Here is a 21,353-nt window from a genome sequence, read left to right on the forward strand (position 1 = left end):
TTCGTTCTCCTCTCTCGTTGTTGTGCTTCAGGCTGGATTGCGGCGTGCGGCGCCAAGCCCGCGATGGCGCAGGATTTCGGCGGTTCCGGCGATGATGAAGGACAGGGCCAGGATCACTGTTCCGAGCGCCATGACGGTCGGCAGCGAGCGGGGAAAGCGCAGCTGGCTCCAGATGTAGAGCGGCAGCGTCGGCTCAGTGCCGGCGAGGAAGAAGACGACGATGAATTCGTCGAAGGAGATTAGGAAGGCCAGCATGAAGGCCGACAGCACGGCGGGCAGGCTGAGCGGCAGCATGACACGCCGAAACGTCGTCCAGTCGGAGGCGCCGAGGTCGAGCGCCGCCTCGCGAACTGTCCTGGGGATGGCGGCGAAACGGCTGCGCATGATCACCACGGTGGTCGGTAACGCGACCAGGATATGGCCGAGTACGATGGCGACGCGCGACGGTCCGAGGCCGATGAGGTTGACCAGGATCAGCAGCGATATGCCGACGATGACGCCGGGAATGAGGATCGGCAGCCGCGCGACGGCACTGATCGTGGCGGCCAGCGGCGAGCGTCCATAGAGGTCCATATAGGACACGGTGATGCCGCACAGCGTGGCGCCGGAGGCGGCGACGGCGCCGATGACGAGGCTGTTGGCGAGCGCACCCGACAATGCCGGATTGCCGTAGAGGCTCGCATACCATTGCAGCGTGAAACCCTGCAGGGGAAACGCGGCCTGGATGGAATCGTTGAAGGAAAACAGCGGGATCAGCAGGACCGGCAGATAAAGGAAGACCAGATAGGCAAGCACATAGAGGCCGAGCCAGCGGCCGTCCCGTTTCATGCCGGCGCGCGCTGCTTTCATGTGCGGCTGCCAAACCGGCGGTCGGCGCCACGCGCGACCAACACCACGAGCAGGATGACCAGCATGACGCAGACCGAAAGCGCGGCGCCAAATGGCCAGTCATTGGCCTTGCCGAACTGCGACTGGATCAGCGAGCCGATCATGGTGCTGGCCGGCCCGCCGACCATGGCCGGCGTGACATAGTCGCCGACGGTCGGCACGAAAACGACGAGGGCCGCCGCCAGGACGCCCGGCATCGAATTGGGCAAGATGACACGGCGGAACGAGGTGAATGGCCTTGCACCAAGATCGGAAGCGGCTTCGAGCAGCGATTTCGGAATGGTATCCAGCGCCACATAGATCGGCAGTATGGCGAAAGGCGCGTAGGCATGGGCGAGCGTGACCACGACAGCGGCCGGCGTGTTGAGGAAGGCCAATGTCGGCTCGGACCAGATGCCACTTTCGATCAGCGCCGAATTCAACACGCCATTGTAGGCCAGAACGATCTTCCAGGCGAAGACGCGCAGGAGATAGCTGGTCCAGAATGGCAGCGTTACCAGGAACAGCAGCAGCCCGCGCCTGCGACCGGCATGGAAGGCCAGATAGTAAGCGACGGGATAGGCTGTGACGACGGTCGCCATGGTTACCAGGCCGGCGATGACCAGCGAGCGCAGCGTCACCGTCCAATAGAGTGGGTCCGAGACCACGGTGATGAAATTCGACAGACTGAAACCGGCGCCGAGCAATGAGCCGTCATTGCCGCGTAAGGCAAGGAAAAGCACGAGGCCAAGGGCGAACAGTATCAGCAGGAAGGTGACCAATGCACCGGGCAGCAACATGGTGAGGCGGAACACCGGAGAAGAGCGGAATTCCGGCAACGGCTGATTTGCTGCAAGGGTCGACATCGACCTGCCTGTAAGATTATGAAATCGCCTTAGCCTTTTTCATATTCATGAAACTGTCAAGTTGAATCACGACCTCCCGCCTGATCGGCGCCGCTAGAAGCCCATGCTCCGGTTCACGGATGTGCGGCAGATGATCCAGCGTCATCGCTACGCGGCCGAACATGCGCGATCAGCCATTCCAGATCGTATTTCGACCAGGGATGACCTAGCCGGCATTGAAGCCCGAGACGCCCGCCCGGCCGCCACGGGTCGTTGAACTTATCCAAACCTGTTGGCTGGAGCGCCCTGGACATCCGGACGGAGTGCGAACAGGCCGCCTTCTTGCGGGTTCGCCTCAAGATGATCCGAGCTCATGGTAAATCGGGCTGAAGTTACAAACAGCGTGTCAAGATTCTCGCCACCGAAAGCGCAGCTCGTTGGCCAACTGCAAGGCAGTTCCGCGATGCGGTCCAGCCTGCCGTCGAGCGCGATGCGGGCAAGGCAGCTTCCTCCCACCACCCGGCAGTTCCAGATATAGCCTTCAGCGTCCAGGCAGGAGCCGTCCGGCAGGCCGCGGCCGAAATTGGTGAAGAAGGGTCGTGGTTTGCCAAGCTGCGACGCACTCCTGTCCCAGGCATAGCTGTAGAGCGCGTTCTTCGTCGTATCGGCGGTGATGAAGCGGCCGTCAATTGCCCACACCATCGTGTTGGTGATGCCGAACCGGTCCTCGCTCAGGCTTGTAACCTCGCCATCCGGACCGATGCGATAGAGCCGGCCTTCGTCCCGCGCAATGGCGACCGGTGCGTCGTCCGGTCCAATATTGTCGGCCATTGTGCCGACCCAGAACGAACCGTCCGGCGCCACGGCGCCTTCGTTGAGCCGCGTCGCTCGCCGATCCGGCTCAATCGTGGCGATCGTTCGGAATGCTCCATCGAAATCCCACAAGGCGACCTCCTTGCGCAGACCGACGATCGCGCCGCCGTCCTTGCGCAGGCCGACCGAGGTGACCAGATCCGGCGTCGGCCAGCTTTCATGGTCTCCGGTCAACGGATCGAGCCCGTGGATCCGGCGACCGATGATGTCGACCCAGACCAACCTGCCGCGGCGATCGTCCCAGACGAGGCTTTCACCGACCACGTCGCGCGCGTCGAAGATCAGGGCAGCTTGCGTTTCGCTCATGAGGTCCTCCAGCCAGGTCATCCAGAAATCGACTTGACATATATCTTCTAGCTGACATATGAGCAATTAGACAATAACCTGTCATACAGGTTTTGAGGGAGTGAGATGCAGGATCCAATGGACACAGCGGGTGAGCCGAGCCCCGGCCTGGTGAGCACGGCGATCCAGGCGATTACCCGGCATATCCGCTCCGAAGGTCTTGCGCCCGGTGATCCCCTGCCCAGCGAAGCCGCCATGACGCGCCAGCTCAACGTCTCCCGCACCGTCGTGCGCGAGGCCTTCCGCTCGCTTTCGGCGATGCGCCTGATCGACATGAGCGCCGGGCGCCGGGCCACGGTCGCCAAGCTGGACACCGGCGCGATGTCGATGGTGATCGAGCACGGCATCACCACGCAGCAGATCAGCGTTCACCAGGTCTATGACGTCAGGCGCACGATCGAGATGCGCACGGTGGCGCTTGCAGCACTCCGGCGCACCGAGGCGGAAGCCGCCGCGATCGCGCAATCCGCTCGGTCGATGCGCGAGAATTTCCTGAACCCCGAAATTGTCATGGAGCACGACATTGCTTTCCACGAGGCGATTGCGGCTGCCTCGCACAACCCGGTCTTCTCGCTGATCGTCACCGCCTTTAGCGGCGTGACACGCAACACCTGGGTGATCGGCTGGCGAACCCGCTCGTCGAAAGAGGACCAGATCAAGATGATCAAGGGGCACGAGGACATAGCCGAAGCCATCCTCAAGGGGGATCCGCGGCTCGCCGCCGAACATATGGCGCAACATTTCGACAAGAGCGTCAAGGCGCTCCTCGACGCGGGAATTGCCTGACATGAAGATCGCTGCAATCGAAACCATCCGGATCGAGGAACGGCCCAACCTGCTCTGGGTCGAGGTCCATACCGACGAAGGCATCACCGGACTCGGCGAGACCTTCTTCCTGTCGCGCACCGTCGAGGAATACCTGCACGAATATGTCGCGCCACGCGTCATAGGCCGCGATCCGCTGCAGATCGATCTCCTGGCCGCCGACCTGGTCGGCTATCTCGGGTTTCGCTCCAGCGGCGCCGAGGTGCGCGGCAACTCCGCTTTCGACATCGCGCTGTGGGACATTTTCGGCAAGGCCACCGGCCAGCCGGTCGCGCAACTGCTCGGCGGCTTCAGCCGCCAGTCGATCCGCACCTACAATACCTGCGCCGGCACCGAATACATCAAGGACGCGAAGGGCCAGACAACCGCCAATTACGGCATCGGGGCCAGGCGGGACAATGATGACCTCAACGGTTTCCTCACGCGCGCCGGCGAACTGGCGCAAGAGCTGCTCGAGGACGGCATCACCGCCATGAAGATCTGGCCGTTCGACCACGCGGCCGAAAAGACCCGCGGCAACGACATTTCGGCGACAGACCTCAAGGCCGCGCTCGAACCTTTTGAAAAGATACGCAACGCCGTCGGCGACAAGATCGACATCATGGTCGAGTTCCATTCGATGTGGCAGCTCCTGCCCGCCATGAAGATAGCTCGTGCGCTGACGCCCTTCGGCACCTACTGGCACGAAGATCCCATCCGCATGGACAGCCTCGGCGACCTCAAGCGCTACGAGGCCGCCAGTCCCGCGCCCATCTCGGCGTCCGAGACGCTTGGCAGCCGCTGGGCCTTCCGCGACCTCCTGGAAACCGGAGCTGCCGGCATCGTCATGCTGGATATTTCGTGGTGCGGTGGGCTGTCGGAGGCCCGCAAGATCGCCTCGATGGCCGAAGCCTGGCGGCTACCGGTGGCGCCGCATGACTGCACCGGTCCCGTCGTGCTCGCCGCTTCGACGCACCTGTCGCTCAACGCCCCCAACGCGCTCGTCCAGGAAAGCGTGCGCGCCTTCTACCGCACCTGGTACCGCGACCTGGTGACCGCGCTGCCGGAGGTCAAGGACGGGATGATCACCGTGCCGCCGGGACCGGGGCTGGGGCTGGCGCTCAATCCGGACCTCGGCCGCGCCTACACCGTCCATCGCCGCGTTACCGACAAGGCGGACATCTGAGAAATCCAAAGGGAGGAACTACGATGAAAAAACTGACTGCAATGCTTCTGCTTGGCGTCGCTCTTGTCGGCGTGCAATCCGCCCGCGCCGACGGGCTCAACATCGTCTTCACGCATCATTCGTCCGCATCGAACACGTTTTGGCAGGCCGTTAAGAAGGGCTATGACGACGCCTGCGCCAAGGTCGAGGCGACCTGCAACATGGTCTTCACGCAGACCGAGGGCTCGGTCGAGCAGCAGGTCGCCAATATGCGGGCCGCGCTCGCCGCCAAGCCCGACGCGCTCTTGACCTCCATCGTCGACGACCATGCTTTCGACGACGTCATCAAGGCGGCGCGCGATGCCGGCGTGCTGGTGATCGCCGTCAATGTCGACGACACCGAAGGCGCCAAGGGCAATGCCCGGCAGGCCTTCGTCGGCCAAGGCTTCAAGCCCGCCGGCTATTCGCTCGCCAAGGCCATTTCCGAGAGCTTCCCGAAGGACGGCCCGATCAAGGTGCTGGTAGGCATTTCTGCTCCCGGCCAGAACTGGTCGGAAAGCCGTGGCGCCGGCGTGATGCAATTCCTCGAAGAATACAAGGCCGCCCATTCAGACCGGCAGGTGTCGTGGGAGCGCATCGACAGCGGCACAGACCTCGCCATCACCTCCGACCGTGTCGGCGCCTATCTCAACGCCCATCCCGACACGACAGCCTATTTCGACACCGGCTTCTGGTGTGCCGGCGTCGCACGCGTGCTGGCCGATCGCGGCGTGGCGCCGGGCAAGGTCTTGCTCGGCGGCTTCGACCTGGTGCCCGAGGTGCTGCAGCAGATGCAGAAAGGCTATGTTCAGGCGCTGGTCGACCAGCAGCCTTACATGCAGGGCTTCATGCCGGTGATGGAGGCTTATCTCAACAAGAAGATCGGCCTTGCCCCATCGGACATCGACACCGGTCAGGGCATCGTGCGGCCAAAGGAGGCCGATGGGATCATGGCGCTCTCCGCTCAGGGTCTGCGCTGAACTCCGGCTTCGAACCGTTTGGATCGGCGGCGCCCGGCGCCGCCGATCTGCCTGAAATCTCAAAATGCCGGAGCCTAAGTTGAAGCGCCTGTTCAAGACCTATCTCGAAAAACCGGAACTGGCGGGCCTCATCCTGCTGGTGCTGCTCATCGTCCTGTTCCAGATCCGCTCGCAAGGCGTGTTCCTCAACCAGGATAACCTGCGCGGCATCCTCGGCATCCTGCCGGAGGCCGGCCTCGTCGCCATCGGCGTTACCATCCTGATGATCAGCGGCGAGTTCGACCTGTCCGTCGGCTCGGTCTTCGCGCTGATGCCGATGACGATGGCGGTCCTGATGGTGCATGGTTGGCCGTTCCCGCTGGCGCTGCTTGCCGGGCTGCTCGTCTCGGCGGCGATCGGCTTCATCAACGGCTACGTCACCATCCGCTTTGCCATACCGAGCTTCATCACCACGCTCGGCATGCTGTTCATGGCGCGCTCGCTCACCGTTGTCGTCTCGGGCGGCTTCCCGCCGCTGCTGCCCGCGGACCTGCCGACATGGCTGTTCACCTCCTTCGTTGGCCCGGGCAACATGTTCCGCATGTCGTTCGTCTGGTTTGCCGGCATTGCCCTTTTGACCTCGTTGATGCTGTCGCACACCAATTTCGGCAACTGGATCAAGGCCACAGGCGGCTTCCTGCCCGCGGCCGCTTCGATGGGTATCCCGACCGCCAGGGTCAAGCTCGCCTGCTTCATGCTCTGTTCGATGCTCGCCGGCTTTGCCGGCATGCTGCAGGTGCTGCGGCTGGGCTCGCCCCTGCCCTCGATCGGCGAGGGAATGGAGCTTCAGGCGGTGGCCTCCGCCGTCATCGGCGGCGCTTCGCTCGCCGGCGGCATCGGCACCGTCATGGGCGGCATCATCGGCACCACGCTCATCCGGGTCATCGACAATGGCCTCGTGCTCAGCCATGTCGATGCCAACTGGTTCAAGTTCGCCATCGGCTTCCTGACCATATTCGCCGTCGTCGCCAATGCCTGGATGCGCAAGCGCGCCAAGGCCATCAAGATGGAGGGCTGAACGATGACCGACGCGATCATCTCGGTCCGCAACCTCCACAAATGGTATTCCGGCGTCCATGCCCTGAAGGGCGTGACGCTCGACTTCACACGTGGCGAGGCACTTGGACTGGTCGGCGACAATGGCGCCGGCAAATCCACCCTCATCAACATCCTCTCCGGGGTCCACACGGCGGATCAAGGCGAGATCCAGGTCGAAGGCAGGCCAGTCAGCATCACCAAGCCGCGCGATGCGATGGATCTCGGTATCGAGACGATATACCAGTACAATTCCATGGTTCCGACCATGTCGATCGCCAGGAACCTGTTCATCGGGCGCGAACCGATCCGGTTCTCGGTCCTTGGCGTCGGCCTGCTCGACCAGAACAAGATGGCAAGCGAAAGCATTCGCGCCATCGCCAATGTCGACTTGCATCTGCGCTCTCCCGACGCGCTTGTCGGCGAACTTTCCGGCGGACAGCGGCAAGGCGTCGCCATCGCGCGTGCCATGCATTTCAAGTCGAAGGTGATGATCCTCGACGAGCCGACCAACCATCTCTCGGTCAAGGAGACGAAGAAGGTGATCGGGTTCGTACGCAGCCTGAAGAAACAGGGCGTCACCGGCGTCTTCATCAGCCACAACATGCATCATGTGTTCGAATGCTGCGACCGTGTGGTGGCGATGGCGCGCGGCGAGGTCGTGCTGGACAAACGGATCGAGGATACCTCGATCGATGAAGTCCACGGCGTTTTGTAAGGAGTGGCGGCAATGAAGGTTCTTGCCGATCGGGTCGTGCTTTTGACCGGCGGCCTTGGCTCCCTCGGCCGGGCCCAGGCCGTCACGCTGGCGCGGGCCGGTGCGCGTGTGCTGGTGCTCGACCGGCCCGATATCGAAGACGGGCCGGAGACCGCGGCGACGCTCGCCGGGCAGGCCGAAGGCGACATTGCCTTCGTCGGCTGCGATCTCAACAAGCTTGCCGGGGCGGAAGAGGTTGTCGCGGCCTTGGCGGAAAAGGAAGGGGGGATCGATATCCTGATCAACAACGCGGCCCTGATCATCAACCGGCCGTTCGAGGAATTCTCGCTGTCCGAATACGAGGATCAGATCAGGGTCAATTCCTCGGCCGCCTTTGCGCTTGTGCGCGCCTGCGCGCCGGGCATGAAGGCGAAGGCGTATGGCAAGATCGTGAACTTCTGCTCGATCACACTCAATGGCCGGTGGGACGGCTATGTACCTTATGTCGCATCGAAAGGCGCGATGCTGGGCCTCACGAAATCGCTGGCACGGGAACTGGGGCCGCATGGCATCACCGTAAACGCAGTGTCGCCGGGCGCCGTCGTTTCCGAAGCAGAAGAACGCGTGTTCGGCGAGCGGCTCAAGGAATACAGTGATTGGATCATGGCCAACCAGAGCCTGAAGCGCCGCATCGAACCGCATCACGTCGCCGATCTCGTGCTGTTTCTTGTTTCGCCTGCCGCGGACATGATCAGCGGTCAGGACATCCACGTCGACGGTGGTTGGTAGCGTTCCGTCGATGACGAACATCGACACGATCGAACTTGCCGACGAACGCGCCAGGGTGGTTGTCAGCCCTCGCCAGGGCGCGGCGATCCTGCGCTACGACGCGCTTCGCTCCCACGGCGTGTTCACACCTGTGATAAAGCCGTCGGAAGGATTGATGAAATTCGGCTCCCAGTTGCTGGCGCCGTGGTCGAACAGGATTTCCGGCGGCGGCTTCGAGTTCGACGAGCGTTTCCATGCGATAGAACCCAACGTCGAGGGCGAGCCCTTCCCGCTTCATGGCGACGCCTTTCAAAAGCCTTGGCGTCTGACGCAGCGGACGGGGACCGAGGCGGAGTTCGTTCTGAGCGATGGGGCGATCGGACCCTATCGCTATCATGCGAGCGTGCTCTACGCACTGGAGAACGGCGCGTTGAGCGCTGCTTTGACCATTGAGAACCGGGCCGCGATCCGGCTGCCTTATGGCATTGGCTTCCATCCATGGTTTCCGCGCAACGCGCGCACATCGCTCCAGGCATCGGCCAAGAGCGTCTGGCTCGAGGATGAACGCCACCTGCCGACCAGGATGGTGTCGCTCATCGACCACCACAACTGGGATTTCTCGAAACGTGCTCCGCTTCCCGATACCTGGGTAAACAATGCGTTTGAGGGATGGAATGGACGCGCCTCGATCGTCCAACCCGATGATGCCATAGTCGTCTCGATCGAAGCGCCGCCGCCTCTCGGCGTCTTCATTCTCTATTCGCCGGCGCGAAACGCCGATTTCTTCTGTTTCGAACCTGTCTCGCATACGGTGGATGCTCATCACATCGGCGGCCTGAGGACACTCGAGCCGAGGGAATCGATGGCTTCGCGGATGCGACTACGCTGGCATGAGCTTTGATGCCGGAGAAGCGTGTAGCGTTCGGCACGATTTGACTTGAAGAGAGGCCGTCGGAATTTCACAATCCGGATTGTCCCGCCCAACAACGAGAGAACGATGACGAACACGATTAACCTCCCTAGCGACGGTGTCTTTCTCGGCCGCGCTCGACTGCCGGCCGTCTCGCATCCCATGGTGGTCACGGTGCGCGACGGCACCGTCTTCGACATCACGTCGAACGCGGCGCCAACCGCCCGTGACGTCTGCGAAATGACCGATCCTGCCGGCCATGTGCGCTCGGCCAAGGGTACGCCGATCGGCCCGCTCAACGATATTGCGGCCAACAGTTTCGAAGCCACGCGTGATCCGGCAAAACCCTCCCTGCTGTCCCCGGTCGACCTGCAGGCGATCAAGGCATCCGGCGTCACTTTCGTGGTCAGCCTGCTCGAACGGGTGATCGAGGAACAGGCGCGCGGCTCGGCGGAAAAGGCCGACGCCATCCGCGCCGACATTGCCGGCCTGATCGGCCATGACCTTTCGAAGCTCAAGCCCGGTTCGCCCGAGGCGATGGAGATCAAGGCCAAGCTGATTTCGCGCGGCGCCTGGTCGCAATATCTGGAAGTGGGCATCGGCCCGGATGCCGAGATCTTCACCAAGTGCCAGCCGATGGCCTCGGTCGGCTTCGGCGCCGATGTCGGTCTCCACCCGGTATCGACCTGGAACAATCCGGAGCCGGAGATCGCCATGATCGCCGCCTCGAGCGGCAGGATCGTCGGCGCCACCATCGGCAACGACGTCAATCTGCGCGACGTCGAAGGGCGCTCGGCGCTGCTGCTCGGCAAGGCCAAGGACAACAATGCCTCGGCCTCGCTTGGCCCATTCATCCGGTTGTTCGACGACACGTTCTCCATCGCCGATGTGAAGCGGGCCGTCGTGCGCCTGAAGGTCGAGGGAGACGATGGATTCTCGCTGGAGGGGGCAAGCTCGATGGCCGAGATCAGCCGCACGCCGGAAGAACTGGTTGCCGCGGCCATGGGGCCGCACCACCAGTATCCGGACGGACTGGCGCTCTATCTCGGCACGATGTTCGTGCCTTCGAAGGATCGCGGCGAAAAGGGCAAGGGGTTCACGCACAAGGTCGGCGACATCGTCACCATCTCGTCTGAAAAATTCGGCGCGCTGGTCAACCGTGTGCGACTATCGCCCGATTGCCCGCACTGGACCTACGGAGCCAGCCATTTGATGCGCGACCTCGCCAAGGCCGGTCTGCTCTAACCGGCTCTTCGGGGGCTTTCGCCCCAACTGATTGCCCGAACATGATCGGCACAGTCCGCCCGGCTGAGCCCTCGGCGCCAATCATCCGACCGCCTGGAAAAAATGATCCCAACTGATGCGATCTGATGGGGTCGTTGATGGCGCCCCGTCAGGCGCCAACTACATCTGCAGATGGAGGCTTGCCATCCGCCGAAAAAGGGAATGCTCTTAGGCATCCGAGCGGCGCTGGCAAAAGACGCAATCCGGCTGAAGCCGGAACAAGGGACGGATCATCTTCAACCGGGAGGAAATCAAATGCTGACGAGATTAAGACTTATGCTCTACGGTCTGCTGATCGCGCTGACGGTCATTCCGGCAGCCGCGCAGGCCAAGACGTTCTACTGGATTTCACATGGCGGGCCGGCCGACCCGGTCTGGACCTACTTCCTCGCCGGCGCCAAGCAATGGGCCAAGGACACCGGCAACACCGTCAACACCTCGTTCCACAATGGCGACGTCGCCTCGCAGCAGGAAGCGGTCCGCGCCGCCCTCTCCGCCAAGGCCGACGGCATCGTCACCACCAGCCCCGATCCGGGCAGCCTGGTCGAGATCGTCAAGGAAGCGCGCGCGGCCAACGTCCCGATCATCAACTTCAACACGCCCGATCCCAAGGCCAATTTCAACGCCTATGTCGGCGGCGACAACGTCACCTTCGGCAAGCACTGGGCGCAGTATCTGGTCGACAAGGGCCTGGTGAAGAAGGGCGACTTCGTCTGGATGCCGGTCGAGATCCCCGGCGCCACCTACGGCGTGCAGGAAGAAGAGGGCATCAAGAGCGTCTTCGGCCCGCTCGGCATCACCTATGAAGTAACCGAAGCGACGCTCGACCAGGCCGAGGTGATCAACCGCATGGTCGACTACCTCACCGCCCACAAGGGCAAGGTCAAAGCCATCATCGGCCTGGGCGACCTCGTCACCGGTTCGATCAAGCGCGTGTTCGACCAGGTCGGCGTCAAGCCGGGCGAAATCCCGGTCGTCGGCTGGGGCAACTCGCTCGACACCACCCAGGAAGTGCTGAACGGCTACGTCAATGCCGGCCAGTGGCAGGACCCGCAGGCGACCAGCTATGTGGCGCTATCGCTCGCCAACATGGCGGCCAGCGGCATTCCTCCGGGCTTCAACGTCATCACCGGCGCGCTCTATGAGAAGGACACCGCGGCGGTCTACGACAAGATCCTGTCCGGCAAATAGTCCGCGATCCCTGGCGCCGCGCATCTCGCACGGCGCCAGACATCTTCCTGTGCCGCGGCTATATCCACCCGATGCGGTGGAGGTCGCTGCCCGTTCCAACCATGTCGCGGGTTCCCAGTGGAAAATCATTCGCTCACCCAACGCCTGATCGCGCGGCCGGAATTCGGCCCCTTCGTTCTGCTCATCGTAGAGATCGCCGTTTTCTGGGGTTTCAACCACGACTTCCTGTCACCGCAAAACATCTCCAACACGCTGGCCTTCACCGTCGAGCTCGGCCTGATCGCGCTGGCGATGACGCTGCTGATGACGTCGGGCGAATTCGACCTTTCCGTCGGGTCCCTGTTCGGCTTCTCGCCGGTGCTGATGTGGACGCTGTTCAATGCCGGCGTCACCTCGCTGGAGATGGGCTTCGTCATCGCGCTGGTGATTGCCGCCTTTATCGGCCTGGTCAATGGCTGGTTCGTCACGCAGCTCAAGATCCCGTCCTTCCTGGTGACGCTCGGCATGCTCCTGGTGGTGCGCGGCAGTGCGCTTTTCATCACCGACGGGTTTCCGCAGCGCACCTGGAGCGCCGAGGGCAGTTGGCTGGCCGAGGCGCTGGTCGGCGACTTCTTCATCGGGCCGTTCCGCATCTACATGTCGCTGTTCTGGTTCATCGCCGCGGCGATCGCGCTCGGCTATGTCTTGACGCAAAGCCGGACCGGCAACTGGATCCAGGCGGCGGGCGGCAATCCCAACGCGGCGCGCGCACGCGGCGTCAATGTCAACCGCGTCAAGGTCGGCCTGTTCGTCCTATCGTCGCTCATGGCCTCGCTTGCCGGCGTCATCTCGTCGCTGCGCACATCCGCCGCCAACCCCAACAGCGGCACCGGCTACGAGCTCGAGGTGATCGCCATGGTGGTGATCGGCGGCACGGCGCTGACCGGCGGGCGCGGCACCATCATCGGCACCGTGCTCGGCATCCTGATCCTGCGCGTCATGCGCAACGGCATCGTGCTTATCGGCGTGCCCGGCCTTGCCTACAACATCTTCATCGGCGCGATCATCCTTGGCATGATGGCGTTGCACTCATGGCTGGAACGCCGGCACCAAGCGGGGACTTGAACCATGGCCGAGCCATTGATCCGCATGCAGAACATCCGCAAGTCCTATGGGCGCGTGCAGGCGCTGGTGGACGCCAATTTCCATGTCAACGAGCGTGAGATCGTCGGCTTGCTGGGCGACAATGGCGCCGGCAAATCGACGCTGATCAAGGTTCTCTCGGGCGCGGTGCCGCTGACCAGCGGCGACATCTTCATCCGCGGCAAGAAGGTCATCTTGCGCAGCACCAGCGACGCCATCGCGCATGGCATCGAGACCATCTACCAAGACTCGGCCCTGGTCACGCAATTGTCGATCGCGCGCAACCTGTTCCTGGGGCGTGAGCCGATCAAACCGCCGCGTTTCCTCAACCGCATGGACCAGGACGCCATGAACACGGTCGCCCGCGATCTGCTCAAACAAGTAGGCATCTCCAAGAACATCCCGCCGACGACGCCGATCGGTTCGCTCTCCGGCGGCGAGCGCCAGGCGGTCGCGATCGCGCGCGCCATGCATTTCGACAGCGACCTGATCATTCTCGACGAGCCGACCAACAATCTCGGCGTCGCCGAAACACAAGGGGTGCTGAGCTTCGTGCGCAACGCCCGCGATTCCGGCCACTCCTGCATCTTCATCGCGCACAACATCCACCATGTCTTCCAGGTGGTCGACCGCATCGTCGTCATGCGCAGGGGCAAGGTGGTCGCCGACGACATCGATCCGAAGACGACGACCGTGACGGAAGTCGAGCGCATCATTACCGGCATGTCGGACAAGGACATCCGCGACGCTCTCGCCGACGGCAAGCCGGGGCACTGAGGAGCATCGACGCATAGGGTCGCGGCATGAAGGCCACCGTTTCCGACATTGCCAGGAACTGTGGGCTGTCGACCGCAACGGTCGACAGGGTGCTCAACAATCGGCCCGGTGCGAGCGCCGCGGTCAAGACGGAAGGGCTCTCGCGACGCGCGGCGGCGGCTCGATTTGGCGTCAGCTACAGCGCGGCCATCGCGTGGCTTAAGCGCGTCGAAGAGACTGGCAGTGCTGCGCCTCGCCAGGTCGGCGGCTACAAACCGAAGAAGCTCTCGGGAGCGTGGCGCGACTGGCTGATCGAACGCTGTCACGACAGGGACTTCACCTTGCGCGGGCTTGTGGCCGAACTTGGCGAGCGTGGCCTGAGGGTCGACTACCGTTCGGTGTGGGAGTTCGTGCATGCCGAGAAGCTCAGTCACAAAAAAAGACGCTGATCGCCGTCGAACAGGATCGTCCCGATATCGCGCGACGGCGCATGCAGTGGACGAAGTATCGGGACCGGATTGATCCGACGCGACTGGTCTTCATCGACGAGACCTGGACCAAGACCAACATGTCGCCGCTAAGGGGCTGGGCGCCGGTTGGACAGCGCATCAAGGCCAAAGTGCCGCATGGCCACTGGAAGACCATGACCTTCCTGGCCGCGCTGCGCCACGATCGCGTCGAGGCGCCCTGGCTGATCGACGGACCTATCAACGGCGAGAGATTTCTTCTCTATGTCGAGAAGGTTCTCGCTCCGACCCTCCAGCCGGGCGACATCGTCATCATGGACAATCTCGGCTCGCACAAAGGCAAGGCGGTGCGCCGCGCCATACGCGCCGCCGGCGCCAGGCTCTTCTTCCTGCCGAAATACTCGCCCGATCTTAATCCGATCGAACAGCTCTTTTCAAAACTCAAGCACTGGCTGAGAAAGGCAGCAAGCCGCACCGTCCAAACCGTTTGCGACGCGATCGGCCAAATTCTCAACCGCATCACACCGACAGAATGCTCACACTACTTCGAAAACTCCGGATATGACCGAAACTAATCTCATCCCGCTCTAGAATTCCTCCTGCCGATCGGCAGCAACGCCTTCATGCAGGACCTGGCAAAGCATATCGAGGACTACGCCTCGCGCCTGCCGCTTGTGGCGTCCTGCCGGATCCACAATCTTGCCGGCATCTCGCCCAATGCGCTGCGGACAGCGGCCGAAAGACTGTCGCTGCGCGCCAACGGCGTCGGCGTCATCGCGGTCGATCACCCCAGGACACGCAACATCCTGCGCGACATGGTCGAGGCCGGCATCCGCCTGGTGACCCTGGTGTCCGATATTCCGGCCGCACCCCGCTCGGCCTATGTCGGGATCGACAACCGCGTGGCGGGACGGACGGCAGCACTTTTGATGGGACGCTTTCTCGGCGGCCGCGAGGGGCAGCTGGCGATGGTCGTCGGCTCGCGCTCCTATCGCGGCCATGAAGAGCGCGAAATGGGCTTCCGCTCCGTGCTTGGCGAGGAGTTTCCCAACCTCACCGTAAGCAGCGCCGTCGAGATCAACGACGAGCCGGACGCAAGCTATGCCGAGACCATGAAGGCGCTGCACAACGAACCGGAACTGCTCGGCAACTATTGCGCCGGCGCCGGGCGCTCCGGAATTGCCAAAGCGATCCGGGAAGCCAGGCCCAACCGCAAGCCGGTGTTCATCTGCCACGACCTGACAAGGGAAACACGCGGCTATCTCGTCGACGACCTCGCCGACGTCGTGATCGACCAGAACGCCAGGCTGATCGCGGAGCAGTCGGTGATCCAACTGCTCGGCTCGATCGCATCGTCGGCGCCTTATCTCACGCGCAAATTCATTGAGCCGCGACTGATTTTCAGGGAAAACGTGCCGGTGCAGTGAGGTCGCACTTCCTGAATTCACGCAGCGTTACGGCGAATCTGCACAGCAGCTATGCACAATTCATTGTTGCCGAATCATTGGGCAATTCGTAGTTTCTGGTTGTCGGCCATCTACTCCTCCCAGATGCGATGCCGACGCTGAATGGGGTGCACCTCCTCCCGCACCACATTCGAAATCGAGCCCGCTGCCACCTCCTCCCGGCAGCGGGCTTTTTTCGTTCAGTCAACGGGAATGCTGCGCAGCCTGCCAGGGCAGCAGGCATCACCTCGGTCATGCGACCGGCAAAATCACCGACAGCCACGGCAAAACTTTAACCGGCGGCAGTGCCCCGGAAGGAAACGATCAGCCCTTCCGCCATGCGCACGAACTGCGTGCTGGGGCCCTCGGCACCGACGGTCTGCACGCTGACGCGCGCGCCTTCAAACAGCAGCGACAGCGTATCGGCCAGAAGTTCGGCCTGGCCGATGCCGGCATCCCGGCAGAGCCCGACCAGGCGTTCGCGCTGGGCTTCCTTGAGTTCCTTGATCACGCGCCTTGCCGGATGATCGGGTTCGGTCAGTTCGGCGGCGGCGTTGGCCATGTCGCAGCCGCGGCCGTCGGTGTTGAGCATGGCGGCGGCCTTGCGAACCCAGGCGTGAAGCTGGGCGAGTTTGTCGCCCGGATGCTCGGCCTCGAACGTTTCCCACATCGCGCCAGCCTTCAACGCGTTGGCGCGCAGGCATTCGACGATCAGTTCGTCCTTGGACTCGAAGTGACGATAGAGCGTCATCTTGTTCGTGCCGGCAGCCTCGGTGATGGCGTCGACGCCGACGCCCTTGATGCCGTGCTTGTGGAACATGTCACGCGCCGTCTCCAGAATCCGATCCCGGGGACGAGAGCGCTCCACGACGCCGTCTGTCATCATGATCTCCTTTCGTTTCCAAAAAACCCTCGGCCACCTCTTGACTAGGGTGTTACCGGTCTGTAACTTCCAGAATGTTACTTACTGGTAACACCTATAACGTCCGTCGTCAATAACAAGGTCGTGAACTGGTCCTACCAGATCGAGATGGACGAAAAGACTGCCAATCATGCGGCTTCGGCCGGTGAAGAGATGAAAAACGATTCGCGAGCATGGGCTGCGAATCGACAGACAAGGAGCCGGCCAATGCCACAGCGCCGCGATCTTACCATAGATGAGGCCGTCCGGGATCCGATGATCCGGCTGGTCATGAAAGCAGACGGGGTAGACCCCCGCGCCTTCGAGAACATGTTGCGCTCGCTCGCCGATGGGCAGCATCGCGAGGTGCCGTTGCTGCGTTCACGGGAAGGGTCCCGTGAACGGCACGGCCAGTTGTCCAAGGTCGCCAGCGCCTTCGGGCGGGCAAGAGCGGCTGGAGAGGCGTGCGTGTCGTGGTAAACTTCTTCATCCATCGTCCGATCTTCGCCTCGGCCATCGCCATCATCATGGTGCTCGCCGGGACGATTTGTTATTTCCTGCTGCCCGTTTCGCAGTTTCCCGACATCACACCGCCGCAAGTCGTGGTCAGCGCCCACTATCCGGGCGCCAGTGCGCAGGTGGTGGCAGACACGGTGACGACGCCGCTGGAGCAGCAGATCAACGGCGTGCAAGGCATGACCTACATGTCGTCGACGAGCTCCAATGACGGCTCGTCGACCATCACCATCACCTTCGATGTCGGCTATTCGCTCAGCACCGCCGCCGTCGACGTGCAGAACCGCGTCTCGCAGGCGGCCTCGTCGCTGCCGGCGATCGTCAACCAGGGCGGCGTGACGATCAAGAAGCAGAACCCGAATTTCGTCCTGATCGTCAACCTGACCTCGCCCGACCATTCCGTCGATCCGGTGGCGCTCTCCAACCTTGCCTATCTGCAGGTGGTGGATCCGCTGAAGCGGCTGCCCGGTGTCGGCGACGTGCAGATCTTCGGCGAACGGCGCTATTCGATGCGTGTCTGGCTCGACCCGGACAAGCTCGCCAATCTCGGCATCACCGCCGTCGACGTCCAGAACGCCATCGCCGAACAAAACGTCCAGGTGGCGGCCGGCAAGATCGGCCAATCGCCGGCGCCCGCCGGCACCGCCTTCGAGATGCAGGTCAACGCCGTCGGCCGGTTGAGCGACCCCAAGGAATTCGGCGACATCGTCGTGCGTGCCAACACCGATACGGGTTCGCTGGTGCGGCTGCGCGACGTTGCTCGTATCGAGCTCGGCGCCCTGCAATATTCGTCGTCGGCCTTCTTCGGCAAGGACCCGACCGTGGTGCTCGCCGTCTATCAGATGCCCGGTTCCAACGCGCTCGATCTGCAGCAGCGCGTCAAGGACAAGATGCAGGAACTGTCGGCCCGTTTCCCCAAGGGCGTCGACTATGCGATGCACTACGACACGACGCGCTTCGTCTCGGCCTCGATGCATGACGTGCTGATCACGCTCGGCGAAGCCCTGGTGCTCGTCGTGGCGGTGGTGTTCATCTTCCTGCAGAGCTGGCGCACGACCATCATTCCGACCATCGCCATTCCGGTGTCGCTGGTGGCGACACTTGTCATCATGGAGATGATGGGTTTCTCGCTCAACATGCTCTCGCTGCTCGGCATGGTGCTGGCCATCGGCCTTGTCGTCGACGACGCCATCGTCGTGGTCGAGAATGTCGAGCGACAGCTCGAGGCCGGACTGAAACCACTGGCGGCGACAAAAGCCGCCATGGCCGAGGTGACAGGCCCCATCATTGCGACCACGGCGGTGCTGATGGCCGTGTTCGTGCCGGTTGCATTCATTCCCGGCGTCTCCGGCAAGCTCTATAACCAGTTCGCACTGACGGTGGCGATCTCCGTCGGCATTTCGGCCTTCAACTCGCTGACGCTCAGCCCGGCGCTCAGTGCGGCCTTCCTGCGCCATCGCGGCGAGACGCAATTCTTCCTGTTCCGTTGGTTCAACACAGGCTTCGACAGACTGTCGCATGCCTACGCCCACGGAGTGCGTATCCTTATCCGGCTGCGCTGGATCATGCTTGGCCTATTCGCTGCCGGCCTCGTCGCCACCTACTTCGTCTGGCAGAAGCTGCCCTCGACCTTCCTCCCGGTCGAGGACCAGGGCTATTTCTTCGTCGTCATCCAGCTGCCGGACGGCGCTTCGCTGGAGCGCACCGACGCGGTGGCCCAGAAGGCGCGCGACATCCTGCAGGCGACGCCCGGCGTCGACATCGTCGGTTCGATCAGCGGCCTGAACTTCCTGACCAGCGCGGCACAGTCGAACTCGGCGGTCGAGTTCGCCATCCTCAAGCCGTGGGAGGAGCGTGGCCCCGACCAGAGTGCCTCCAAGCTCGTCGCCGACGTGCGCGGCAAGCTGATGCAGATTCCGGAGGCCTTCGCGCTCTCGTTCGATCCGCCCTCCATCCCTGGCATAGGCACCACGGGCGGCTTCGAATTCGTCGTCGAGGACCTCACCGGCCGCGGCAGCACGGCCCTCAACGATGCCACGCAAGCGGTGATCGCCGAGGCGCGAAAGCAGCCGGAAATCAATCCGCAGCAGCTGTTCTCGCCTTTCTCGACCTCGACGCCGCAGTTCAACTACGATCTCGACCGCGCCAAGGCGAAGCTGCTCGGCCTCAACCTGCCCGACGTCTTCAACACGCTGCAGATCTATCTCGGCTCGCTCTACGTGAACGACTTCAACCTGTTCGGCCGCACCTTCCGGGTGACCATCCAGGCCGACAAGGATTCACGTGCGGGTGCGGCTGATATTTCACGGCTTTATGTGCGCAATGCTTCCGGTGGCATGGTGCCGCTCAGCACGCTGGGCAAGCTGGTGCCGTTCGTCGGCCCGGAAACCGTGCCGCATTACAACAACAACGCCTCGGCCACCATCAATGGCGGCGCTGCTCCCGGTTATTCGTCGGGCCAGGCAGTCGCCGCCATGGAACGGGCCGCGGCGACAGCACTGCCCAGGGATTTCGGCTTCGAATGGACCGGCATCACCTTCCAGGAGCTCAAGGCAGGATCGATCGCGTCGGTGGTCTTTGCGCTGGCCATCGTCTTCGTCTTCCTGATCCTGGCAGCACAGTACGAGAGCTGGGCGATGCCGTTCATGGTGCTGCTGGCGGTGCCGCTCGCCCTGTTCGGCGCGTTCGCCGCACTTTGGGCGCGCGGCATGCAGATCGACGTCTATTCGCAGATCGGCTTCGTCATGCTGATCGGCCTGGCGGCCAAGAACGCGATCCTGATCGTCGAGTTCGCAAGACGGCGGCGCGAGGAAGGCCTCAGCATCATCGAGGCGTCGATGGAGGCCGCGCGGCTGAGACTACGGCCGATCCTGATGACCGCGTTTGCCTTCATCCTCGGCGTGGTGCCACTGATGATCGCCACCGGCGCGGGTGCCGCAAGCCGTCAATCGATCGGCACCACCGTGTTCGGCGGCATGGTCGCGGCGACCATCCTGTCGCTGGTGTTCGTGCCGGTCTTCTACGCGGTCATCGAGCAGCTGCGCGAACGGCGCGGCGGCGACGAGCCCGCCTCTCAACACACTGAACCAACGGCCAAACCCGCCTTCCCTCCCCTGGCGGAAGCGGCTGAATAAGATTGGAGACTCACTATGCGTAAATGGAAAATCGCGTTGGGAACGGCAGTCGCGCTGGGTGCGATCTCGGTGGCCAGCGTCCACCTGCTGGACATGGGCAATCTCAGCCTGAATGCCGGCACGGCCGGGGCGGCGCCCGCTCCAGCGGCGTTCGTCATGCCGGTGCCGGTGGCGAGCGTGGTCAAGAAGACGATCCCGATCTATCTCGACTATGCCGCGCGGACCGAGCCGATCCGCAGCATCACGCTGCAGGCGCGCGTCCCCGGCTACCTGCAGGAACAGACGGCGCAAGACGGCGCCGACGTGCGGCAGGGCGACCTGCTCTACAAGATCTCGCCTGACGATTTCCAGGCCGCGCTCGACCAGGCGAAGGCACAGGTTCAGCGCGATACGGCGACGCTCGATTATGCGCGTTCCAATCTCGGCCGCGGTACCGAGCTCGCCAAGAGCGGTTACCTGGACAAGGACAGCTTCGACCAGCGCACCAGCACCTTGCGCGAGGCGCAGGCGTCGCTGGCGCTCAACCAGGCTGCCGAGCGCACGGCCGAGCTCAATCTGAGCTACGCTGAAATCCACGCGCCGTTCCCCGGACGCCTGGGCCGCAACCAGGCTTCCGCGGGAACGCTGGTCAGCGTAGCCGGCACCGTGCTCAACACGCTGGTCCAGCTCGATCCGATCTACGTCACCTTCAATCCGAGCGAGACGGATCTGGCGCAGATCGAGGAAGCGCGCGCTGCCGGCCCGATCGAGGTCGAGGTCCTGCTTCCGGGTGAGACCGAAGCCCACCAGAAGGGCGAGCTCACCTTTATCGACAACACGATCGATCACTCGACCGGCACGATCACCGCACGCGCCACCATCGGCAACGCCAAGTTCACGCTCTTGCCTGGCCAGTATGTTCGCGTGCGGCTGCACGTCAAACAACAGCCCGATGCGCTGATGGTGCCGCAGGTCGCACTGGGATCAAGCCAGCTCGGCAAATATCTCTACGTTGTCGGCAAGGGCAATACGGTCGACCAGCGGCTGGTTTCGCTGGGGCCGACCAGCGGCGACATGGTCGCCATCCTTAGCGGCGTCGCCGAAGGCGACCAAGTGATCACAGGCAATCTGCAGAAGATCGGCCCCGGAATGCCGATTTCGCCTCTCCCACAGAAACCGGCTACCTGACTC

At 63.0% G+C, this 21,353-nt stretch carries 20 protein-coding genes; 16 read left to right on the forward strand and 4 right to left on the reverse strand.

Going from position 1 to position 21,353, the window contains the following annotated elements; all coding sequences use genetic code 11:
- Positions 1 to 27: 27 nt before the first annotated feature.
- The 3 genes from FJ970_RS26920 to FJ970_RS26930 form a co-directional block, all read right to left on the reverse strand.
- Positions 28 to 849 (reverse strand): ABC transporter permease, encoded by an 822-nt coding sequence (locus FJ970_RS26920; RefSeq protein WP_181178668.1) that lies wholly within the window; start codon positions 847 to 849, stop codon positions 28 to 30.
- Complete coding sequence (locus FJ970_RS26925; protein ID WP_140759916.1) at positions 846 to 1,733, reverse strand: ABC transporter permease; 888 nt, start codon at positions 1,731 to 1,733, stop codon at positions 846 to 848. The genes FJ970_RS26920 and FJ970_RS26925 overlap by 4 nt, the downstream gene beginning before the upstream one ends.
- Positions 1,734 to 1,991: 258 nt before the next feature.
- On the reverse strand, positions 1,992 to 2,891 hold the full coding sequence (locus FJ970_RS26930) for an SMP-30/gluconolactonase/LRE family protein (RefSeq protein ID WP_140759914.1): 900 nt from the start codon (positions 2,889 to 2,891) through the stop codon (positions 1,992 to 1,994).
- Positions 2,892 to 3,008: 117 nt separating this feature from the next.
- Between FJ970_RS26930 and FJ970_RS26935 the strand changes: the two genes are divergently transcribed.
- The 13 genes from FJ970_RS26935 to FJ970_RS26995 all read left to right on the forward strand — a co-directional run bounded on the left by FJ970_RS26935 (position 3,009) and on the right by FJ970_RS26995 (position 15,614).
- Complete coding sequence (locus tag FJ970_RS26935; RefSeq protein ID WP_227791926.1) at positions 3,009 to 3,716, forward strand: FadR/GntR family transcriptional regulator; 708 nt, start codon at positions 3,009 to 3,011, stop codon at positions 3,714 to 3,716.
- Between the two features lies 1 nt (position 3,717).
- Positions 3,718 to 4,920: a mandelate racemase/muconate lactonizing enzyme family protein gene (locus tag FJ970_RS26940; RefSeq protein WP_140759909.1), complete on the forward strand. Its 1,203-nt coding sequence runs from the start codon at positions 3,718 to 3,720 to the stop codon at positions 4,918 to 4,920.
- A 23-nt stretch (positions 4,921 to 4,943) separates the two neighbouring features.
- Positions 4,944 to 5,918: a sugar ABC transporter substrate-binding protein gene (locus tag FJ970_RS26945; protein WP_140759906.1), complete on the forward strand. Its 975-nt coding sequence runs from the start codon at positions 4,944 to 4,946 to the stop codon at positions 5,916 to 5,918.
- A 79-nt stretch (positions 5,919 to 5,997) separates the two neighbouring features.
- Positions 5,998 to 6,975 (forward strand): ABC transporter permease, encoded by a 978-nt coding sequence (locus tag FJ970_RS26950; RefSeq protein WP_140760060.1) that lies wholly within the window; start codon positions 5,998 to 6,000, stop codon positions 6,973 to 6,975.
- 3 nt (positions 6,976 to 6,978) lie between these two features.
- Positions 6,979 to 7,710 (forward strand): ATP-binding cassette domain-containing protein, encoded by a 732-nt coding sequence (locus FJ970_RS26955; protein ID WP_140759903.1) that lies wholly within the window; start codon positions 6,979 to 6,981, stop codon positions 7,708 to 7,710.
- A gap of 12 nt (positions 7,711 to 7,722) precedes the next feature.
- Positions 7,723 to 8,478: an SDR family oxidoreductase gene (locus FJ970_RS26960; RefSeq protein ID WP_140759900.1), complete on the forward strand. Its 756-nt coding sequence runs from the start codon at positions 7,723 to 7,725 to the stop codon at positions 8,476 to 8,478.
- A gap of 10 nt (positions 8,479 to 8,488) precedes the next feature.
- The gene (locus FJ970_RS26965) at positions 8,489 to 9,358 is read left to right on the forward strand and encodes an aldose 1-epimerase (RefSeq protein WP_140759897.1); all 870 of its coding nucleotides are present in this window, start codon (positions 8,489 to 8,491) and stop codon (positions 9,356 to 9,358) included.
- Between the two features lie 96 nt (positions 9,359 to 9,454).
- Positions 9,455 to 10,612 (forward strand): fumarylacetoacetate hydrolase family protein, encoded by a 1,158-nt coding sequence (locus tag FJ970_RS26970; protein ID WP_140759895.1) that lies wholly within the window; start codon positions 9,455 to 9,457, stop codon positions 10,610 to 10,612.
- 294 nt (positions 10,613 to 10,906) lie between these two features.
- Positions 10,907 to 11,842 carry a substrate-binding domain-containing protein gene (locus FJ970_RS26975; RefSeq protein WP_140759891.1) on the forward strand — a complete coding sequence of 312 codons (936 nt, stop codon included), beginning with the start codon at positions 10,907 to 10,909 and terminating at the stop codon, positions 11,840 to 11,842.
- A gap of 117 nt (positions 11,843 to 11,959) precedes the next feature.
- Complete coding sequence (locus FJ970_RS26980; protein WP_140759888.1) at positions 11,960 to 12,946, forward strand: ABC transporter permease; 987 nt, start codon at positions 11,960 to 11,962, stop codon at positions 12,944 to 12,946.
- 3 nt (positions 12,947 to 12,949) lie between these two features.
- Positions 12,950 to 13,741, forward strand: a complete 792-nt coding sequence (locus FJ970_RS26985; protein ID WP_140759885.1) for an ATP-binding cassette domain-containing protein — start codon at positions 12,950 to 12,952, stop codon at positions 13,739 to 13,741.
- A gap of 26 nt (positions 13,742 to 13,767) precedes the next feature.
- Positions 13,768 to 14,762 (forward strand): IS630 family transposase gene (locus FJ970_RS26990; RefSeq protein ID WP_227791928.1). Its coding sequence is split into 2 segments (ribosomal slippage): positions 13,768 to 14,155 and positions 14,155 to 14,762, totalling 996 coding nucleotides; the frame shifts between segments, so codons are not numbered across the junction.
- Positions 14,763 to 14,810: 48 nt separating this feature from the next.
- Positions 14,811 to 15,614, forward strand: coding sequence for a substrate-binding domain-containing protein (locus FJ970_RS26995; RefSeq protein ID WP_265336199.1), 804 nt, complete (start codon positions 14,811 to 14,813; stop codon positions 15,612 to 15,614).
- 310 nt (positions 15,615 to 15,924) lie between these two features.
- On the opposite strand, the gene FJ970_RS27000 is transcribed toward FJ970_RS26995, so the two are convergent.
- Positions 15,925 to 16,515 carry a TetR/AcrR family transcriptional regulator gene (locus FJ970_RS27000; protein WP_015318879.1) on the reverse strand — a complete coding sequence of 197 codons (591 nt, stop codon included), beginning with the start codon at positions 16,513 to 16,515 and terminating at the stop codon, positions 15,925 to 15,927.
- 123 nt (positions 16,516 to 16,638) lie between these two features.
- Between FJ970_RS27000 and FJ970_RS27005 the strand changes: the two genes are divergently transcribed.
- The 3 genes from FJ970_RS27005 to FJ970_RS27015 are packed head-to-tail and all read left to right on the forward strand — an operon-like array spanning position 16,639 to position 21,350.
- Positions 16,639 to 17,013, forward strand: coding sequence for a hypothetical protein (locus FJ970_RS27005; protein WP_224614186.1), 375 nt, complete (start codon positions 16,639 to 16,641; stop codon positions 17,011 to 17,013).
- The gene (locus tag FJ970_RS27010) at positions 17,007 to 20,183 is read left to right on the forward strand and encodes an efflux RND transporter permease subunit (RefSeq protein WP_140757803.1); all 3,177 of its coding nucleotides are present in this window, start codon (positions 17,007 to 17,009) and stop codon (positions 20,181 to 20,183) included. The genes FJ970_RS27005 and FJ970_RS27010 overlap by 7 nt, the downstream gene beginning before the upstream one ends.
- Before the next feature lie 15 nt (positions 20,184 to 20,198).
- Positions 20,199 to 21,350 (forward strand): efflux RND transporter periplasmic adaptor subunit, encoded by a 1,152-nt coding sequence (locus tag FJ970_RS27015; protein ID WP_140757625.1) that lies wholly within the window; start codon positions 20,199 to 20,201, stop codon positions 21,348 to 21,350.
- Positions 21,351 to 21,353: the final 3 nt, after the last annotated feature.

Origin of the sequence: Mesorhizobium sp. B2-1-8 (assembly GCF_006442545.2) — a bacterium.
GTDB lineage: Bacteria > Pseudomonadota > Alphaproteobacteria > Rhizobiales > Rhizobiaceae > Mesorhizobium.

What these genes read in the sequence shown, in the direction of transcription:
- FJ970_RS26920 (WP_181178668.1), bottom strand. Translation starts at nt 849, where the DNA reads ATGAAAGCAGCGCGCGCCGGCATGAAACGGGACGGCCGCTGGCTCGGC.
- FJ970_RS26925 (WP_140759916.1), bottom strand. Translation starts at nt 1,733, where the DNA reads ATGTCGACCCTTGCAGCAAATCAGCCGTTGCCGGAATTCCGCTCTTCT.
- FJ970_RS26930 (WP_140759914.1), bottom strand. Translation starts at nt 2,891, where the DNA reads ATGAGCGAAACGCAAGCTGCCCTGATCTTCGACGCGCGCGACGTGGTC.
- FJ970_RS26935 (WP_227791926.1), top strand. Translation starts at nt 3,009, where the DNA reads ATGGACACAGCGGGTGAGCCGAGCCCCGGCCTGGTGAGCACGGCGATC.
- FJ970_RS26940 (WP_140759909.1), top strand. Translation starts at nt 3,718, where the DNA reads ATGAAGATCGCTGCAATCGAAACCATCCGGATCGAGGAACGGCCCAAC.
- FJ970_RS26945 (WP_140759906.1), top strand. Translation starts at nt 4,944, where the DNA reads ATGAAAAAACTGACTGCAATGCTTCTGCTTGGCGTCGCTCTTGTCGGC.
- FJ970_RS26955 (WP_140759903.1), top strand. Translation starts at nt 6,979, where the DNA reads ATGACCGACGCGATCATCTCGGTCCGCAACCTCCACAAATGGTATTCC.
- FJ970_RS26960 (WP_140759900.1), top strand. Translation starts at nt 7,723, where the DNA reads ATGAAGGTTCTTGCCGATCGGGTCGTGCTTTTGACCGGCGGCCTTGGC.
- FJ970_RS26965 (WP_140759897.1), top strand. Translation starts at nt 8,489, where the DNA reads ATGACGAACATCGACACGATCGAACTTGCCGACGAACGCGCCAGGGTG.
- FJ970_RS26970 (WP_140759895.1), top strand. Translation starts at nt 9,455, where the DNA reads ATGACGAACACGATTAACCTCCCTAGCGACGGTGTCTTTCTCGGCCGC.
- FJ970_RS26975 (WP_140759891.1), top strand. Translation starts at nt 10,907, where the DNA reads ATGCTGACGAGATTAAGACTTATGCTCTACGGTCTGCTGATCGCGCTG.
- FJ970_RS26985 (WP_140759885.1), top strand. Translation starts at nt 12,950, where the DNA reads ATGGCCGAGCCATTGATCCGCATGCAGAACATCCGCAAGTCCTATGGG.
- FJ970_RS26995 (WP_265336199.1), top strand. Translation starts at nt 14,811, where the DNA reads ATGCAGGACCTGGCAAAGCATATCGAGGACTACGCCTCGCGCCTGCCG.
- FJ970_RS27000 (WP_015318879.1), bottom strand. Translation starts at nt 16,515, where the DNA reads ATGACAGACGGCGTCGTGGAGCGCTCTCGTCCCCGGGATCGGATTCTG.
- FJ970_RS27015 (WP_140757625.1), top strand. Translation starts at nt 20,199, where the DNA reads ATGCGTAAATGGAAAATCGCGTTGGGAACGGCAGTCGCGCTGGGTGCG.